Below are 17,646 nucleotides of genomic sequence, written 5' to 3' on the forward strand. Positions count from 1 at the left end.
TAAAAAAATAAAAATTAACGTTGACGTTTGTCGCTTTGTTCAGTTTTCAAAGTTCAACCGCCGCTCTTAAGCGACTTTATTATCTTATCAAGTTATCAACGTAATGTCAACAACTTTTTAAAATTCTTTTTCCAGCTTCGTTGTTACTGTTATGTCTCAACGACGCTTTATAATAATATAATGCTCTGCACATAAAGTCAATATGTTTCGAGAAAAAAATGTTTTTTTCTCTTATTTGACTTCTTCCCTTACTGAGAAGTAGTTAAACTTAAATAAACTAAATTTTCTATCTTTTTCCCGAAAACCACTTATTATCTATATAAAAAAAGAAGCCCTTCACAAAAAGAGCTTCTTTCTCATCTCACTGATTAAGGTAAATAACGGCGTGCACCTGCATACTCTTCAATATATCCCTTCGTGTTTAAAGGAATAATCTCTACTGTCCGCTCGGAGTTCGGCGAATGAATCATCATGCCATCTCCCGCATACATTGCTACATGGTGGACGCTTCCTTTTCCTTGGTTATAAGCAAAGAACAATAAGTCTCCGGGTTGAAGGTTGTTCATATCTACTGGTTTCCCTGCTCGAGACTGTGGCCCTGAGTCACGTGGAATCGTAATACCATGGGATTGGTACATCGTAAACGTAAATCCAGAGCAGTCAAATCCAAAACCACTCATGCCAGCCCATAAATATGGAAGATTTAAAAATGCCTTTCCACTTTCAACAAGTTCCGTACCAGTTGGTACAGGAATATCTTTTTGAGACGTGTAGATTTTTCCTGCTTTTGTAGAAATCCATGCTGTCTTTCCATTTGGTTTTAATACTTTATATGCACTCTTTGATTTTACCAAAAGAGGTAAGCGCGTATTATAGCTAACTTCAATACCTTTCTTTTTCAAAGAAGGCGAATGATATAAATAAGTAGTCGGAGTCGTCACCATTACAAAAGGCTTCTTTGCATACTGTTCGTACCTTTTGCTATAGGTTAATTGTTTAGTAGGCATCCATCCGGGATATCCTAATTCATTTCGAGAAGTAGGCTGTGCGTCTACAGCTACTTTGACCCAGTCTCCTTGTTTGTCTAAAACCGTTACTTTGTTTCCATATAACGCTTGTGTCTCAAGCATCCCATCGCTAGATAACTGCTGCTTCTGTTTCAAATTCATCGATGTGGTCCACTTTTTCATATCTACAGGATTAGTGGCTGACGGAGCGTCCACTTCACGCAAGATGTTTGGTGCTGTCCACAGAGTAGCTGCTGCGACATCTATATAAGCAGTTTCTTTTTCTTCAGAAGCATGAACAGAAGGAGCTGCACTGACCCCAAATGTAGTTAAAATAACTGTTGTTACCGTCAAAAGCCAACCTTTTATATTCATCGTCTCTCTCCTTCTACTATATTACTATCCTTTTATTTTGAGATAGGAACGGTGATTTCTCCTATTCCAGGAAGATCTGATAAGAAAACCTCTTGACCGCTGTACTTTAACACATCTAGTTCAGTTGAAAGCCAAAGAGGAGCATCTAAGTCAAAATACGTGATATTCGGATGAGCAGCTGCCAGATGAGCAGCTGCTCCCACGGAAAGTGATGGTTCCATCATGCTTCCAATCATACATGCAACACCGTTCGCCTCAGCAATACTCGCGATTTTTCTTGCTTCATTAATTCCTCCGCACTTCATTAGCTTAATATTCAAAAGATCCACGTACCGACCGCTTACAAGCCTTAATGCATCTTTGGCAGAAAATAGACTCTCATCTGCCATAATGGGTACGTTTACTCGTTCAGTCACAAACTTTAATCCTTCCCAATCATGAGCAGGGACAGGTTGTTCTACCAATTCAATACCAAAGTTGAGAGTTTCCATTTCATTAATTAATTGCACTGCTTGTTTTGGAGACCACCCTTGATTTGCATCCAAACGAAGTTTTACATGAGCCGGAATGACAGATCGAATATGTTTAATGCGCTTAAGGTCTAGCTCAGGAATTGAACCTACCTTTACTTTTAAAATGTCAAATCCGTCCGCTGCACTTTTTTGTGCGTCCTCAGCCATTTTCTCAGGTGTATCAACACTTATCGTCATACAGGTAGAGATAGGCTGCTTATCACCCAAGAAAGCATATAAAGGAATGTTGAGAAACTTTGTATAAGCATCATGCAAAGCGATGTCAGCAGCCGCTTTGGCACTTGAATTGTGAATACAGCAGCTTTGAATTTTTTTTAAGAGTTTTTGAAACTGACGTATATCCTCTCCTATTAACGCTAGTTTAATAGGCCCTTGAAGTGCAGCTTGAATGCCTTCTAAAGAATCGCCTGTAATAACATATGTTGGCGAAGCAGCTCCTTTTCCTTTTATTCCGTTTTCTAACTGAATTTCTACACTTATGCTGTCTATCTCCGTTGCTGTTCGAAGCGCTGTTTTAAACGGAACGAGCAGTGGAACGGTTTGATGCTTTACAGTTATGTCTTTAATTATCATTTCAATCGCTTCCTTTCGGTTCAGCACAAATATTCTTTCATACGTATTTTTGGTTTATTCTTAGATCGCCCCTAAAATTTTGGCGATCATCATGCCAAAATAAGTACCTAAGAAGGAACCCATCAGAGCCATAATGACTCCTACCGGAATCAGTGCACGGTTATAAGCAGCTGCAAGCATTGGAGCAGACGCCATTCCACCAATATTAGCTAAACTTGCCACTCCGAGCGTAAATAAATCATATTTAAATAGTTTAGCTAGCAACAGCATAATCACTAAGTGCACAAACATAATGAGAAAACCAGATACTAAGTAAATAGGAGCCTGAGCTAAATTTGAAAAATCTGATTGAGAAGCAATTAGCGCTACAACGATGTATAACATAACATTGGATACATCGAGCGTACCTGGAATTTTTGCCGCTGGGGTTACAGCAAGCACTAGACCAACGATAGAAGCAATCATAATTGTCCAGCTCGTTGCATTGATAACCGCTCCCACTTCAGGCAAACGTCCTCCAATAAATGTAGAAAATGCCGAAACGAACAAACCTAGACCAAGTAAATAAAGAAGATGCTGAAACTGAGGGCCTTCTTTGTCGCTTTCAGAAGTTGCTGCGACTTCATCTATACTATTCTCAATAAAACTGACGTCTGCTTTTGTCCATTTATTAAATTTAGATGCAAATGGTACGAGCCAAAACATAAACATAACCCATACGGCATAGTTAATCGTATCCATCATGAGAGCGTAGCCAAATATATTTTCTGGAACATCCAAAATCCCTTGGAGAGCAACCATGTTAGCTGATCCTCCGGTCCAACTTCCTGATAAAGCACCAAAAGCTTTCCACGTATCCTCTACATAGAAATTCTTAAAAATGGCATAGACAAGGATAAAACCTACCATTATGCTAAAAACCGCAACGATGAATCCCCCCAGCATTCTTGGACCAAGTTTAATTACACTTCGAACATCACACTTTAACAGCATAAGCATCAGCATGGCTGGAAGCAGTGCATTTTTAACACCCGTATACATGGCGACATTTGACTCGCTATCCCCAAATAACCCTGCCGTTTGCATAAGAGCAGCTCCTATATAGATAAGCACAATACCCGGGATAAATTTAAAAAATCGATTGGCTTTAAATCTTTTTTCAATTCCTACCATGAGCGCAGCAAAGGCAGTTAACACACTCACATACATAAATCCATCTTGAATCATTTATTCTTCCCCCTTCATCTCCCCGAAAATGTTTTTATACAAAACAAAATCCAGCCCAACGTTTGAAAACGTCAGGCTGGATTTCGTCTAGGTCTATGTAGACAAAGCAGCTGTTATTTGCTGATATTTTTTCTGTGCATCATGAAACGCTACCACCAGCGCTTTTTGGGAAGACCCGAAGTAGCGGCTGTTAATTTCGTCTGTAAGGGTGGGATCACTTATGTGACGTCCAATAAAAATCGATTGAACAAATCGAACGGTCAACTCAATCGTCGCTGAGCATTCCACATCAATAATTTTCCCATTTGTTTTATCAACTACCAACCCTAAAAAATACTGATTGAACTTTTTAGTAATCGGATTGCTTTGAGGAGCTTTAGCATCTCCAATAATATAGATAGTATCTTGATCATACATGATTTTTTATTCCTCCTAAAAGAGATAACAGACGATGCTAGGGACCGGCAAATGAACGTTTGCGGAGCTACGCAACATGTATTCGCTTTCACAAGGAACATTATAATCTATTCTCAATATATCATCTATAAAACAATTTCACAATATAACTTTTATACTATTCAGAATAAAATAATATTTTTTGCAAAAAAAAAGTGATTGAGACATAACTGACTTAATCCAAACTAAAGACGAACAAATGGGATACATGAGCTGAATCGCTTGTGACACCGCAGTTGATTTCCATGTAAAACTTCACTTTCCGTAGGCGAGCGCTGAGCCTTCTCGTCGCTTTCGCTCCTGCAGTGCTTCACCATAACATAAAAACGAACCACTAATCAGACATTTTGATTAGTGGTTCGTTTTTTAATTCGGCTCAAATATTTTTGTCCCGGCTTCTTTCTACGTCATCCTTTGAATACCGTAGAGGAAAAACGATTAGGGTAATCTGTCATCACTACTTTTACTGAAGCCTGCTGGAGCTTCAAAAAATCATTCATTTCATTAATCGTATATACCCGCAAGTCTAATCCTTCTTGCTTTGCTTTTTTCCCGTACGAAGAAAGAGCAAAAGACATATCGCAGTGAAGATGCGCTCCTATCGATTTTGCTTTTCCAATCGCATCTTCGCTCACCCCTTCAAATAAAAAACCTGTTGGTATATACGAATGGAGAGATCTCACTTTAGCCAAGCTATCATAGTTAAAAGATGACAAAATAACTTGATCTTCTAAATCAAACTCATCGATTAGACGAAGAACTTTTTCCTCAAGTTTTGGATAGTAAATTTGGTCATTTTTTAATTCAATGTTCACGGTCATTTCTGTCTTTTTGTCCATCATCCACTCAAACACTTCTATTAATGTGGGAATTGATTGTTTAGAAAAACGAGAATCATACCAGCTTCCAGCATCGAATAATCGCAGCTGTTTATATGAAAAGTCTTGAACGTATCCCATTCCATTCGTCGTTCTGTCAATTCGTTCATCGTGAATAACTACTATTTCCCCGTCTTTTGTTAATTGTACATCCAATTCAATACCTGCAACCCGCATTTTTCTTGCTTCTTCAAATGCAATCATTGTATTTTCAGGATACCGTCCGCTAAAGCCGCGATGCGCATAAAGATCAATTGAAGTGTTCATTGTCTTCTATCTCCCCTAACTAGTTATTCACTAAATAAAAAGCTCGTCCTCAAAATAACTTGAAAGACGAGCTTCGTAATCATAGGTTATTTTTGATTCGCTACTTCTAATGCTCTATTTGTTTCTTTTGCAGCTTGATCAAGTGCTTCTTTCGGCTTTACTCCTTGATACAGACTTTCCATTCCTGTTACTACCTTTTGACGTGATTCAGGAAATACCGAAATCAAAGCGCCTTGTGTTGCCGGAGTTGATTTAGTTTTATGAAGCTGATCAACCGTCACTTTTAACTGCGGGTATTTTTCCCACTCTTTCTTTACAATGTCTTGGTCATATGCTTTAGGATTAACCGCAAAATAGCCGCTTTCTACGTGCCATTTTGCCTGAACTTCTGGTGTTGCTAAATATTTCATGAAGTCCCACGCCGCTTTTGATGTTTCATCACTAATTCCTTTAGACATCCATAAAGATGCTCCCCCGATAGCTACTCCTTGGCGATCCTCTTCTTTTGGAACAGGAAGATCTGATACGCCTACATCAAATGGCGCATTGTCTACTAGTGTTTTAATACCTGCTGATGAGTCTAGGAACATTGCAATTTTTTTAGATTGAAATGCTGCGCGCATATCGTCCCAGTTTTGTCCTACGTTGTAGAATGTACCTTCTTTGTACATATCATTGATTAAATTAAATGCGTTTTGTCCTTCTTTTCCATTAAATACTGCCTTCTCAGCATCACCTTTACGGCCGTTTTCGTGATCTACATACAAACCGCCTTGAGAAGCAACTAGCTCTTCAAAGAACCATCCGTAATTTAGAATTGAAAAGCCGTATTGTGATGTTTTATTTCCTTGTTTCTCTGTTAATTTTTTTGCAGCTGCCTTTAATTCATCATACGTTTTTGGAGGATTTTCAGGATCTAATCCTGCCTTTTTAAAGGCATCTTTGTTGTAAACTAACACAGGTGTTGAAGAGTTAAACGGCATTGAATATTGCTTTCCATCTACTTGGTAATAGCTTGAAATGTTTTTCTCCCACTGCGAAGTATCGTAGTGGTCTTCATCAATAAACTTTTGAACAGGCTGGATCTTACCACTGTCTATCATGAATTTCGTTCCTACTTCGAACGTCTGCATAATAGCCGGTGCATCCTTTGTTCCTGCTACTGTATTAAATTTTGTTTGTGCTTCCTCATACGTTCCTTGAAAAACAGGCTTTACTTCCACTTTGTCCTGAGATTTATTGTACTCATCGACAATTTTATTGAGTGATTTTTCAAGGTCACCGCTCATAGCGTGCCAAAAAACGACTTCTGTTTTACCTGATGCTGTTTTTTTAGTTTCTTGCGCTTCCGAAGAACCAGTTGAATTTGAGCAAGCACCTAGAACGACTAGCAAGCATGCCGTTACGATAGCCAATATCTTTTTCATCACATTCACTCTCCTATTTAATTGCACCTTGTGTTAATCCTTTTTGAAGACGTTTTTGACCTAGGAATAATAGTAATAATGTCGGTAAGATCACAACAACGACAGCGGCCATAACCACTCCCCAATCAGTTGAAATCTCTTGCGTTTGCATTTGCTTTAAACCAATCTGAACGGTACGAACATCCTCTGTATTTGTCACTAATAGTGGCCATAAATACATATTCCATGTTGTTAAAAAGCTATATACGCCAAGCGTAACTAAGCTTGTTTTAGACACAGGAAGCACCACGTTCCAAAAGAAACGAAAGCGGCTGATCCCTGCAACTTGAGAAGCTTCATATAACTCATTTGGAATGGTTTTAAACTGTTGACGCAATAAAAAGGTTCCAAATGCTAAAGCAAAAAAAGGAATCGTTAATCCTAAATAATTGTTAATCCATCCTAGCTTTTGTGCTGTTAAAAAGTTAGGAACCATCGTTGCTTCCCATGGAATCATCATCGTAGAAATAAAGAGAAAGAAAATAGTATCTCTTCCTTTAAATTTAATAAATACAAATGCAAAAGCGGCCAAACTTGAAACTAACAGCTGCCCAGCCATGACGAAGATAGATACGGCAAAACTGTTGATTAAATAATGAAGCAGCGGAACTTTTTCAAAAGCGTCCCGATAATTTTCAAATGAAAAAGATGACGGCCAAATCTTCCCTTCCAACACTTCCGCTCCACTCATAAAACTAATGGAAAAAGCGTATAGAATAGGAAACATCAATACTAACGTAGCTGCAATGAGTAACAAATAAGTTGTCCATTTTCTCGTGATGCTCATTGATAATGTACCTTCCTTTCTCCAAGTTTGAATTGAAGAGCGGTAACCAGTAGAATACAGAAAAATAAAATTGTAGCTTGAGCACTTGCAGAGCCAACATTATAGTTTACAAATGCATCTTTGTAGATTGAATAAACAATGACATTTGTGGAATCTGTAGGTCCGCCTTTTGTTAAAATGTCAATTTGTCCAAACGTTTGAAACGCGTTAATAAACGAAACGGTGATAATAAAAAACAGCGTTGGCGAAAGCATAGGAAGCGTAATTTTACGGAGCTGATACCAATAGCTAACTCCAGCAATACGCGCGTTTTCATACAGCTTTTCATCAATATTTTGTAACCCGCCAAGTAAAATTAAAAAGGTAAACCCAATGTTCATCCAAATCGTAGAGATGGACACAGCAATCAGCGCATACTTAGGATCTAATAACCACTGCACATCATGAATGCCTACAAGATTTAATACTTTATTAATAACACCGATTGTCGGGTTATACATAAACATCCAAATTACAGAAGAAGCCGCTACGCTCATTCCCATCGTAGATGAAAACATTGTTCTGAAAAAACCAATTCCTTTTAGCTTTTCATTTGCGATTAGCGCTAGGAATAATGCAATAATTAAGCCAATAGGCACCGTGTATAGTACAAATAAAAAAGTGGCTTTCATACTTTGCAAGAAGTTTGGATCTGTAAATAGATAAAAGAAATTTTGCAATCCTACAAATTTCAAGGGATTTCCCTGTGTGTCTGTAATAAAAAGACTTAAATATAAGGTCTTAATCATTGGGTAGAATAGAAATACCCCAAATAACAACAATGATGGAAGCAAGTAAGATAATCCTACCAATAGGTTAGGCATTGACTTCTTTTCTTTTGGATTTGATGAAACAGAAACAGGCGAGTTTGCTGTTTTGGTAACAGCACTCATACAAATGCCCCCTTTACAGTTAAATCTTCCGTTGATGGTTCATAGTGCAAGCATGAACCTGTACCACTATCAAATAAAAACAGATGTTTTGGATCGATAAAAATAGGGACGCGCTCTCCCACTTTTATATTCCATTGACCGTTCCACTTAGCCATCCACTGCTTGTCTCCCATTTGAAATGTAAGCAGTGTTTCCGTTCCTAGAATTTCGACATTATCTACCTCTACGATAAAGCTGGTGTTGTCGTTTGTCGCAAGCTGAACGTGCTCAGGTCTTACTCCAACCACAACTTCCTTTTTACCGCTAAGGTTGCTGTATGATGCACTCATAGAAATAGCTCTTCTATCTTCAAAAACGAGTAAGTTATTTTCTATAGAAACGTTTGATAAGTTCATAGGAGGAGAACCTATAAACGATGCTACAAACGTGTTTGCCGGTGCATTGTAAATATCAAGGGGACGCCCAACCTGCTGAATATTACCTCCATTTAAAATCATCATTCGATCCGCCATCGTCATCGCTTCCGTTTGATCATGCGTGACATAAATCATCGTAATACCTAACTTACGCTGAATCTGGCGAATTTCTGATCTCATCTTTGCTCGCAGCTTCGCATCCAAGTTTGATAACGGCTCATCCATCAGGCAAATAGGCGAATGAGTAACAATAGCACGTGCGAGTGCTACACGCTGACGCTGTCCTCCCGAAAGCTGTCTAGGCTTTCGCTTTAAATATTCACTTAAACCAAGCATTTCTGCTGCTTCCCTGCAGCGCTTATGCTGTTCTTGCTTTGAAATTTTCTTTGTATGCAGACCAAAAAGAATATTTTGTTCTACTGTCAAATGCGGATATAAAGCATAGTTTTGAAACACCATGGACAAATCGCGCTGACTTGGAAGCAGTTTATTTGCTTTTACATCTCCAATTAGCAACTCTCCCTGTGTGACTTCTTCTAATCCGGCAATCATTCTCAGCATTGTACTTTTCCCGCACCCTGAAGGACCTACTAATACGAAGAATTCTCCAGGTTCAATTGTGACGTTAATATCTTGAATAACATTTGTTTTTTGATCGTATGACTTTCCAACGTTAACTAGCTCTACTTTTTTCATTAAAAACGCTCCTTTCTCGCTCATTCATATTTTTTCCACAGCCATGATTTCCCTGTAGAAACTGCCGTAGCCCCTGCTTTTAAAGCAGCTTGGATATGGCTTTCATGTTGAATGAGTCCACCTGTAATAATAGGGATATTTGTTTTTTTAACGATTTTCTCTATCATCTCCGGAATCAACCCTGGCATTAGTTCTAATGCATCCGGTTTAATATCTTGAACGGTTTTTAACCCTTGTGCTACTGCGTCTGTATCCACTAAAAACAGCCGTTGAATAGCAACCAGCCCTTCCTGTTTTGCGTAATTAATGAGTGAACTTTTAGTGGTTACGATACCTGTGGGCTTTACAAACTTAGCGAGAAATTTCAGCCCTTCCCGGTCATAGCTAATTCCCGGAATTTTTTCAATGTGTAAGAAAACCATTCGATTATGCTGTTTGAGTAAATCTACATAGCGTTTAATTACACTAATGTTGCCAGTCAATAAAAAGGCGGCCTGGATCTCTGTTTCTAAAAATTGTTCTAAATTTTTCGGACTTTTAATGGATGCAATTAAACGATCTTGTCCAAGCTGTTGTAAGAAATCTGCTTCCTTATTCAAAACGATTCCTTCCTTTCATTTATAAAAAAACCACAAAAAACGCATAGGATGTTTATATAGACCTATTGTTTTTTGTGGTTTCTCAATTTCATAACCTTAGTAACTATTCACTTATCGTTCACATGTTTTATAATAATGGTTATTTGTGAAGGCAATATAAAGAAGCTGTTGAGTTTTGTAAAGTAAACGTATAGTTCCTGTAAATCGCCTAAAGATAAAAAAAAGCCGTTGATTTCTCAACGGCTTCACAGTGCACATTCTTCGATTTCAAATCCTAAATCTTCAATTAATCCCCAGTCAGCTGTAGGTTCTTGACCTTGAGTCGTTAAATAATCACCTACAAAAATTGAGTTTGCAGCAAACAGACCAAGCGGCTGAAGTGATCTGAGATTGACTTCTCTGCCTCCTGAAATCCGAATTTCTTTCGTTGGATTTACAAAACGCATCATCGCCAACAGCTTTAAGCATTGCATTGGCTTTAACGCCTTTTTGTCTTCTAGAGGCGTTCCTGGAACGGCAACAAGAAAGTTGCATGGAATAGAATCTGCATCTAACTTTTTAATTTGAAAAGCTAATTCAACGGCTTGCTCATTTGTCTCGCCCATTCCAAAAATCGCACCGGAACAAGGTGACAAACCTGCTTTTTTAGATGTAGTAACCGTATCGACTCGATCTTCATAGCCATGTGTAGAACAAATATTGTCGTAATTATCAGCGTGAGTATTTAAATTATGATTATAGCGATGAACACCCGCCTCGACTAGTTCGTGTGCTTGATCATCTGTTAAAAACCCTAGACAGGCACAGATTTTCAAGTCTGTCTTTTGACGAATTTCTTTTACCGCTCCCACTACGTGCGCTACTTCTTTATCAGTAGGGCGACGGCCTGACGCCACGATACAATATGTACCTGCTTTTCTTTTTTGAGCTTCAAAAGCACCTTCTACAATTTTCTCTTTTGTTAACCACGCATACTTATCAATCGGCGCTTCTGATACAATCGACTGCGAACAATATCCACAGTCTTCTGGGCATAAACCCGATTTAGTATTAATAATCATATTAAGCTTTACTTTTTTTCCATAATGATGATGACGAATTAAGTACGCGGCATTCATGACCTCTAACACTTCTTCATCCGGTACATGCAGAAGTTGAAGCGCTTCATTATATGTAATTTCTTTCCCTTGAATAATAGACTGAGCAAGTGCTTTCCAATCTCTTAAACTTGTGGTTTCCATCGATTCCCCTCCACTTTAGTAAACTAAAAAAATATAAAGTTAACAATTATAACTAAAAGTTACCATTACTTCTCCTTTTATGTCAACAATATATAATTAATAGTTAACTAAAAAAAGCCGCTTCTATGATATAGAAGTGGCTTTTTGCTTATTGCGCTTGCAGTGTGTAAATAACCGATACAAAGTCTCCAGATTTTTCATCATATGCTTCAACACCCGGATACTCATGAGTTAGAGCAATTCCTGCGTACATGAGCTCATCTCCATAAGCTGTTTGGTCTGTTTCCATCACTGTATATTCATAATTAGGATGAAGCCCTTTTAGCTCAATGCGTTCATAAGAAGGATTTGGTCTAGCTAACACTTGATAATAGCCGATGATTGCCTGTTTTTGATCGGATGAAACAACCATCCAGCTCGTCACATTTCCATCTTGTTCAAACGGACTTTTTAAGCGATAGAATGTGCCATTTTGAATAAGAGATCGGTGTTTTTTATAATACTGAATTTGTTTTTTTACCGTTTCTTTGTCATCTTCTGTCATCAGCGTAACATCTAACTCATAACCAAATGCGCCAAAATACGCAACGTCTCCTCTTGTTTCTAGACTTGTTACTCTGCGTACTTGATGATTTGGTACGGCTGATACGTGTGCTCCCATTGAACTGATTGGATAGGCAAAAGACGTGCCGTACTGAATTTTTAGACGTTCAATCGCGTCCGTGTTATCGCTCGTCCAAGCTTGAGGAGCATAATAAAGCATTCCCGGATCAAATCTAGCGCCCCCGCTTGCACATGATTCAAATAAAATATCCGGAAACTTCCTTGTTAGTCGCTCATACAAATCATACACACCTAAAATATAGCAATGTACTACTTCAAACTGACGGTTCGCGGGCAGCCCAACAGATCCAATCTCCGTTATATTTCGATTCATATCCCATTTTATATAAGAGATAGGTGCTTCACTTAAAATAGCTTCCATTCGTTCATAGATATAATTCACTACTTCTTCTCTGGAAAAATCAAGCACATATTGATTTCGTCCATGAGACTGATGACGATTTGGCACATGAATCAACCAATCTGGATGCTTTTCATACAAGTTGCTTTGCTTTGAAATCATTTCAGGTTCAAACCATAACCCAAAGTCCATACCTAAATCCGTTACTTTTTGAGCCAATGACTTCATACCGCCCGGAAGCTTATTTTCATCTACAAACCAATCTCCAAGAGAGGTTGTATCATCATTACGTTTACCGAACCAGCCGTCATCCAATACAAAAAGTTCAACGCCTAGCTTTTGCGCTTCTTTGGCAATATGTACAATTTTCTCTTCGTTAAAATCAAAATACGTCGCTTCCCAGTTATTAATTAAAACTGGTCGCTCCAAATCCCGCCATTTTCCTCTAGCCAGACGCTTGCGATATAGCTCATGATACTCTTGGCTAAGGCCGTTTAGCCCGCTATTTGAATAAGCCAGTACTAGTTCTGGTGATTGAAAAGTTTGTCCACTTTCTAGTCGCCACTGAAAATCAAAAGGATGAATGCCCATCGTTATTCTTGATACATTATAATGATCTACTTCCACTTGTCCAAGAAAGTTTCCGCTGTATACAAGACTAAAACCATATGCTTCTCCACTGTGTTCAGTTGCAGCTGGATTCTTTAAAATTAAAAACGGGTTTTGCTGACTGCTGCTTGTACCTCTCGCACTAGAAATACTTTGAATACCAGGCTGAAGCATTCGTGTTTTAACGTGTCTTTCTCGAATCCACGCACCGGAAAGCTGAACCATCTCATAATTTGATGTAGGCAAATCAATGCTGCCGCTCATGATACGCAAAATATCGACTGCTTCTTCTCCTCTATGCTCAAATCGTGCGTGACGCGTAATAATATTTCGGTCTTCGTAAACGGTATACGTTAAAATAAGTGATGCATTGAGCAATTTATCAATCAGTTCAACTTCTACAGTTGTGGCTTCACTTTCTTCTTCTACATATGTAGCAGGTAAGCCGTTTAATGGCTTCTTGCCTTTGTAAATTTTATGGTTATCGTATTCAAAATTCGTGATTCGGCTTCCGTTTTGCTGAAGAAGTTGATAGGCTGGCTCTCTGAAGTCTGTTGTTCCATAAGAAGGATACTCTTGTTTGATTGTTTCAAGAGAAAATGCTAGTTCTCCTTCATATACTGAAGCGCTAGCTCCTCTTGTTTCTACGCGTAAAAAATGCTGAAAAGATGAACGGTGCTTAAGCTTTTTTCCATAGTACAAGTGACCGAGCTGCCCGTTTCTCAACACTGAAAAGATATAACTTACATCGCGTCCCTGCAGATGAAACTCCTTTGTACGTTCATTAAATAAGATTCCCATTTTATCCCTCTCCTTACCATCAAATATCTAACGAGACATTTCCTTTTTCATCTATTGCCGTTGCATGCTCAAAAGCAGATGCTAGATTAATCTCTTTTCTCTCATACCATTTCGCTAAATCTTTGAATAACTCTTCTGTTTCAATCATTCTTGTGTCTACTCGCAGTTCAGTTTCATAGCTATGAAGAGACCAATTGCTTTCACTAAATAAGGTCATTTCTACATCTAGACACATGTCCTTCCAATTGGGAGCACACAGAATAGGATGACGTATGTCTGAACATGCAATGGTGTAGCGGTTAGAACCATTCTTATTCATAAAACAATGAACAAAAGAGGCATTCACATCGCCCTTACTAGTTTGCAAAGATTTATACAGTTGGATATCTAACAATGGAACGCTCCATTTTAATTTCATTTTTGGAAGAATTCTTTTTTTAACCGACTTGACCGTTAATTTAATAAAGTAAACACCATCTTTTTTTGTTTCATCCAATACGACATGCACACCTGGTTCCTTGTTGATCTCCAAGTTTATATAGGGTGTAGCAATCACTTCCTTCATCTCCTTCACCATCATTCTTAACTTTGTACACCAACAAAAATGTAACCGCATTCAAAAATTTGTTTTCGTATTTACAAGTAGACCACCCTAAACGAAGCTTTTTTACTTTCTTTCATTTTATGTAAAATACTTTCTAGACTCAATGGTAAAAATCAAAGTGAAAAAAAGCATTTTTTTGCTTTGTCTAGTAATTAACTAAATGCTCTTTATCTCTTAGCGCGCAATTTTCTCTTCTTTTTCAAAAAAAGATGACAAACCTAACAATATAGTATAATAATAAATAATGAAGAATGATTATACACAGAAAGGATGACAAATATGAATCATGAACCTTCTCTTCTTAAACAACTAAAATTATGGCATATCGTCGTGATAGGGTTAGGCTACATGGCACCTATGGCCGTTTTTGATACATTTGGCATTGTAACTGAATCAACAGATGGACATGTTTCAGGCGCTTATGCATTCACGTTGATTGCTATTTTATTCACAGCCATTAGTTATGGAAAAATGGTAAAAGCTTTTCCCGGAGCTGGTTCTTCTTATACATACGCACAGCAAGTAATGAATCCAAGCATTGGTTTTTTGGTAGGATGGACGGCTCTTCTTGATTATCTATTTCTACCGATGATTAATGCACTTTTGACAAATATTTACCTAAGCTCTCTGTTTCCAGGTGTTCCAAAAGCCGTATGGATTATCAGCTTTGTTGTCATCATGACCATAATGAATATTTTCAGCGTTCATTTAACCGTTTCTTTTGGTACGCTATTAGTTGCTTTTCAAATTTTAGTCGCTATTATCTTTATTATTTTAAGTGCTACAACTCAAGGCCAAGAGCTGTCATTTAAACCGTTTATAAGTGAATCGGCCTCTATATCTCTGTTATTAAACGGAGCAGCTATTTTATGCTTTTCTTTTTTAGGATTTGATGCTGTAACCACTATGGCCGAAGAAACACTTGAGCCTGAGAAAACCATTCCTAAAGGGATTCTTATTATTGCATGTACGGGAGGCGCCTTATTTATCACGGTTTCTTACTTTGCTCAGCTTCTTTTCCCTTCAGCCTCTTTGTTTCATGATTTAGAAGGTGCATCAGCGGAAATTGCTTATAAAATTGGCGGCCAGCTTTTTCAATCTATTTTTGTAGCAGCGGCCTTGACTTCAACTATTGCTTCTGGACTTGTCTCACATATGAGTGCATCAAGACTTCTCTATGCAATTGGGAAAGATGGTTATCTGCCTCGAGGAATTTTTGGCTATATTCACCCTAAAACAAAGACGCCTATTTGGAACGTGGTGATTATTGGTGGCCTCTCTTTAATTTCACTAGGTCTGTCTCTTGAAAAAGCTACCTCTTTAATTAATTTTGGTGCTTTAATTGCGTTCAGTTCAGTGAACATAGCGGTTTTTATCCATTATTTTATTCATCAAAACAAACGATCCTTCAGTGGGTATATTTCATATGTACTTATGCCTTTACTCGGCAGTTTATTTTTATTTTTTATGTGGCTTAACTTAGAAAAAACATCTTTATTTATCGGTATTGTATGGAGTATAATCGGAATTATTTATTTACTGATTGCTAGACGAAAAAATACTATTACCATTCCTACTTTTCATTTTGATTAAGGAAATAGACTTAACACATGAAAGCTGCATTTACTATACCAATGAAAAAATCCGAACGCATTCGATTCTTAATCAAGAATCAAACGCGTTCGGATTTTTCTTCAACTAAAATACTTTCGTACCAGCCTTTTTCTATTTTTTAGATTGTGAGACTTTTTCCAAAATACGCCTTTTACGGTAAAGCATCATTCCAACTTCTCCTATATCGCTAATCGCTTGTTTGTTAATATACGCCCCAAATACCATTCCTGCTATAGGAATCATTTGAAATAGCTTTTTCCATCCCAAGTTGTCTCTATAGGTTAGAAACACTTCTCTCCAACCTTGGAGCTGCTGCAAGCTCTGCGTTCGATTGCCGCTTGCTAATTCTTCTAAAATCGCACGCTTTCCTACAATATCAGAGGATGAAAACTGCATGCATTTGACCATAAAAATGCGTTCCTCTTGCTCAGTTGGATCGTAACCATAAGAAACAGCCACTTCTTGCAGTGTCTTAAGTGTAAGTCCCAATACAAAAGGAATATCAATCGCCAGTGTAAAAATTCCACCTACTCCGGTTGTAGCTCCTTGCAGCTGTGCATTCTTTTTTCGGACTTCAATAAAATACTCGGCCAATTCATCCATTTCCTGCAGAGATAAATGCTGAATATCCTCTATTGAAAGCTGCTTATTTTCTTGTAATTGGGCTGATGCTTTCTCTAGCGTTGCAGACGTATTAGCTAAATACTGGCCTCCATTATCAACATACTTAGCAATTTCATCTAATAATTTTTCTATTTTTTGATGAATGAACTTTGGCGTTACTTTATCTAAAGCTGAAAAAGGCAAGCGAGCCAGCCGCTCCCAGAAAAAAAGTCCTTTTTGGTCTTTCTCCCACTTTTCAATTTTTCGTAGTTCTATTCTCAACTGTTCATACTCTGACATATCCTCACTCTTTTCCTCGATTTATCAGCTCTGTCCTACTTGTTTATTCCGCACATACTTAATGATAAAAAACAACGCAATTAAAACAACAATTCCGATTCCAATCGGCTGCATATATTGAGACACAATCGGCCCCACCTCTTTCCACTTAGGTCCTAACTTATATCCTAAATATACGTAAATAGCCGTTACTGGAAGCATCGCAACAAATGTGTAAATAGAAAACAGCCATACATTCATTTTTGCCATCCCGCACGGAAAAGAGATAGCGGTGCGCACTCCTGGAATAAACCGTCCAAAAAAAGCGACCCCGCTGCCGTACTTATTAAAAAAGCGATCGGCAGCGTCGATTTCTTTTTCTTTCACCAAAAAGTATTTTCCATATTTTAAAACTAGCGGTCGTCCACCGTAACGTCCCAGTGCATAAAGAGTCAACGGTCCACAAACACCGCCTACTGTACCTGCAAGGATAGCCAGATACAAGTTCATATCACCTTGGTACACCCAATACCCTACTAAAGGTAAAACAAGCTCTGCCGGGACAAACTCAAACGTTAATGCTAAAATTACGCCAAAATAAGAAAGCTGTTTTAGCGCTTCAATTAAAGAAAGTAAAACCGACTCTAACAAAAATTCTCCTCCTCATGTTATTAAATCTAAGACCACAAAACTATAATTTAGCCGATTGATAGATAAAA

The 17,646-nt window shown here is 38.0% G+C and carries 16 protein-coding genes; 1 reads left to right on the top strand and 15 read right to left on the bottom strand.

Annotation, left to right across the window (positions count from 1 at the left end):
- Positions 1-368 precede the first annotated feature (368 nt).
- From ACO1DI_RS17375 to ACO1DI_RS17435, 13 genes are all read right to left on the bottom strand, one after another.
- On the bottom strand, positions 369-1,382 hold the full coding sequence (locus ACO1DI_RS17375; protein ID WP_423145498.1) for an NlpC/P60 family protein: 1,014 nt from the start codon (positions 1,380-1,382) through the stop codon (positions 369-371).
- Positions 1,383-1,414: 32 nt separating this feature from the next.
- Positions 1,415-2,488 carry a dipeptide epimerase gene (locus tag ACO1DI_RS17380; RefSeq protein WP_014461785.1) on the bottom strand — a complete coding sequence of 358 codons (1,074 nt, stop codon included), beginning with the start codon at positions 2,486-2,488 and terminating at the stop codon, positions 1,415-1,417.
- A 60-nt stretch (positions 2,489-2,548) separates the two neighbouring features.
- Complete coding sequence (locus ACO1DI_RS17385; RefSeq protein WP_115652987.1) at positions 2,549-3,715, bottom strand: DUF819 domain-containing protein; 1,167 nt, start codon at positions 3,713-3,715, stop codon at positions 2,549-2,551.
- Positions 3,716-3,808: 93 nt separating this feature from the next.
- A complete protein-coding gene (locus ACO1DI_RS17390) occupies positions 3,809-4,132 on the bottom strand; it encodes a DUF3870 domain-containing protein (RefSeq protein ID WP_014461787.1) in 324 nt (107 codons plus the stop codon).
- A gap of 446 nt (positions 4,133-4,578) precedes the next feature.
- The gene (locus ACO1DI_RS17395) at positions 4,579-5,316 is read right to left on the bottom strand and encodes a glycerophosphodiester phosphodiesterase (protein WP_014461788.1); all 738 of its coding nucleotides are present in this window, start codon (positions 5,314-5,316) and stop codon (positions 4,579-4,581) included.
- Positions 5,317-5,402: 86 nt separating this feature from the next.
- The gene (locus ACO1DI_RS17400) at positions 5,403-6,743 is read right to left on the bottom strand and encodes an ABC transporter substrate-binding protein (RefSeq protein ID WP_042992356.1); all 1,341 of its coding nucleotides are present in this window, start codon (positions 6,741-6,743) and stop codon (positions 5,403-5,405) included.
- 13 nt (positions 6,744-6,756) lie between these two features.
- Positions 6,757-7,569, bottom strand: a complete 813-nt coding sequence (locus ACO1DI_RS17405; protein ID WP_115652986.1) for a carbohydrate ABC transporter permease — start codon at positions 7,567-7,569, stop codon at positions 6,757-6,759.
- A complete protein-coding gene (locus tag ACO1DI_RS17410; protein WP_014461791.1) occupies positions 7,566-8,501 on the bottom strand; it encodes a carbohydrate ABC transporter permease in 936 nt (311 codons plus the stop codon). Before ACO1DI_RS17410 ends, ACO1DI_RS17405 begins: the two co-directional genes overlap by 4 nt.
- A complete protein-coding gene (locus ACO1DI_RS17415) occupies positions 8,498-9,613 on the bottom strand; it encodes an ABC transporter ATP-binding protein (RefSeq protein ID WP_014461792.1) in 1,116 nt (371 codons plus the stop codon). The genes ACO1DI_RS17410 and ACO1DI_RS17415 overlap by 4 nt, the downstream gene beginning before the upstream one ends.
- A gap of 20 nt (positions 9,614-9,633) precedes the next feature.
- Positions 9,634-10,212 carry a glycerol-3-phosphate responsive antiterminator gene (locus ACO1DI_RS17420; protein ID WP_014461793.1) on the bottom strand — a complete coding sequence of 193 codons (579 nt, stop codon included), beginning with the start codon at positions 10,210-10,212 and terminating at the stop codon, positions 9,634-9,636.
- A 245-nt stretch (positions 10,213-10,457) separates the two neighbouring features.
- Positions 10,458-11,453: a biotin synthase BioB gene (gene bioB / locus ACO1DI_RS17425; RefSeq protein ID WP_182421807.1), complete on the bottom strand. Its 996-nt coding sequence runs from the start codon at positions 11,451-11,453 to the stop codon at positions 10,458-10,460.
- A 148-nt stretch (positions 11,454-11,601) separates the two neighbouring features.
- A complete protein-coding gene (locus tag ACO1DI_RS17430; protein ID WP_423145499.1) occupies positions 11,602-13,827 on the bottom strand; it encodes an alpha-galactosidase in 2,226 nt (741 codons plus the stop codon).
- Between the two features lie 19 nt (positions 13,828-13,846).
- Positions 13,847-14,392 (bottom strand): hypothetical protein, encoded by a 546-nt coding sequence (locus ACO1DI_RS17435; RefSeq protein ID WP_226556570.1) that lies wholly within the window; start codon positions 14,390-14,392, stop codon positions 13,847-13,849.
- Between the two features lie 318 nt (positions 14,393-14,710).
- Between ACO1DI_RS17435 and ACO1DI_RS17440 the strand changes: the two genes are divergently transcribed.
- Positions 14,711-16,024 (top strand): APC family permease, encoded by a 1,314-nt coding sequence (locus ACO1DI_RS17440; RefSeq protein WP_140451980.1) that lies wholly within the window; start codon positions 14,711-14,713, stop codon positions 16,022-16,024.
- A 132-nt stretch (positions 16,025-16,156) separates the two neighbouring features.
- On the opposite strand, the gene ACO1DI_RS17445 is transcribed toward ACO1DI_RS17440, so the two are convergent.
- Together ACO1DI_RS17445 and ACO1DI_RS17450 are read right to left on the bottom strand one after the other, a co-directional pair.
- Positions 16,157-16,948 (bottom strand): EcsC family protein, encoded by a 792-nt coding sequence (locus tag ACO1DI_RS17445; RefSeq protein WP_140451981.1) that lies wholly within the window; start codon positions 16,946-16,948, stop codon positions 16,157-16,159.
- A gap of 24 nt (positions 16,949-16,972) precedes the next feature.
- Positions 16,973-17,578: a DedA family protein gene (locus ACO1DI_RS17450; protein WP_013055189.1), complete on the bottom strand. Its 606-nt coding sequence runs from the start codon at positions 17,576-17,578 to the stop codon at positions 16,973-16,975.
- Positions 17,579-17,646: the final 68 nt, after the last annotated feature.

The sequence above is a fragment of the Priestia sp. 40 genome (assembly GCF_049368575.1).
Classification (GTDB): Bacteria; Bacillota; Bacilli; order Bacillales; family Bacillaceae_H; genus Priestia; species Priestia zanthoxyli.

Coding starts and splice junctions, on each gene's coding strand:
- ACO1DI_RS17375 (WP_423145498.1), bottom strand. CDS start 1,382: ATGAATATAAAAGGTTGGCTTTTGACGGTAACAACAGTTATTTTAACT.
- ACO1DI_RS17380 (WP_014461785.1), bottom strand. CDS start 2,488: ATGATAATTAAAGACATAACTGTAAAGCATCAAACCGTTCCACTGCTC.
- ACO1DI_RS17385 (WP_115652987.1), bottom strand. CDS start 3,715: ATGATTCAAGATGGATTTATGTATGTGAGTGTGTTAACTGCCTTTGCT.
- ACO1DI_RS17390 (WP_014461787.1), bottom strand. CDS start 4,132: ATGTATGATCAAGATACTATCTATATTATTGGAGATGCTAAAGCTCCT.
- ACO1DI_RS17395 (WP_014461788.1), bottom strand. CDS start 5,316: ATGAACACTTCAATTGATCTTTATGCGCATCGCGGCTTTAGCGGACGG.
- ACO1DI_RS17400 (WP_042992356.1), bottom strand. CDS start 6,743: ATGAAAAAGATATTGGCTATCGTAACGGCATGCTTGCTAGTCGTTCTA.
- ACO1DI_RS17405 (WP_115652986.1), bottom strand. CDS start 7,569: ATGAGCATCACGAGAAAATGGACAACTTATTTGTTACTCATTGCAGCT.
- ACO1DI_RS17410 (WP_014461791.1), bottom strand. CDS start 8,501: ATGAGTGCTGTTACCAAAACAGCAAACTCGCCTGTTTCTGTTTCATCA.
- ACO1DI_RS17415 (WP_014461792.1), bottom strand. CDS start 9,613: ATGAAAAAAGTAGAGCTAGTTAACGTTGGAAAGTCATACGATCAAAAA.
- bioB (WP_182421807.1), bottom strand. CDS start 11,453: ATGGAAACCACAAGTTTAAGAGATTGGAAAGCACTTGCTCAGTCTATT.
- ACO1DI_RS17430 (WP_423145499.1), bottom strand. CDS start 13,827: ATGGGAATCTTATTTAATGAACGTACAAAGGAGTTTCATCTGCAGGGA.
- ACO1DI_RS17435 (WP_226556570.1), bottom strand. CDS start 14,392: ATGAAGGAAGTGATTGCTACACCCTATATAAACTTGGAGATCAACAAG.
- ACO1DI_RS17440 (WP_140451980.1), top strand. CDS start 14,711: ATGAATCATGAACCTTCTCTTCTTAAACAACTAAAATTATGGCATATC.
- ACO1DI_RS17445 (WP_140451981.1), bottom strand. CDS start 16,948: ATGTCAGAGTATGAACAGTTGAGAATAGAACTACGAAAAATTGAAAAG.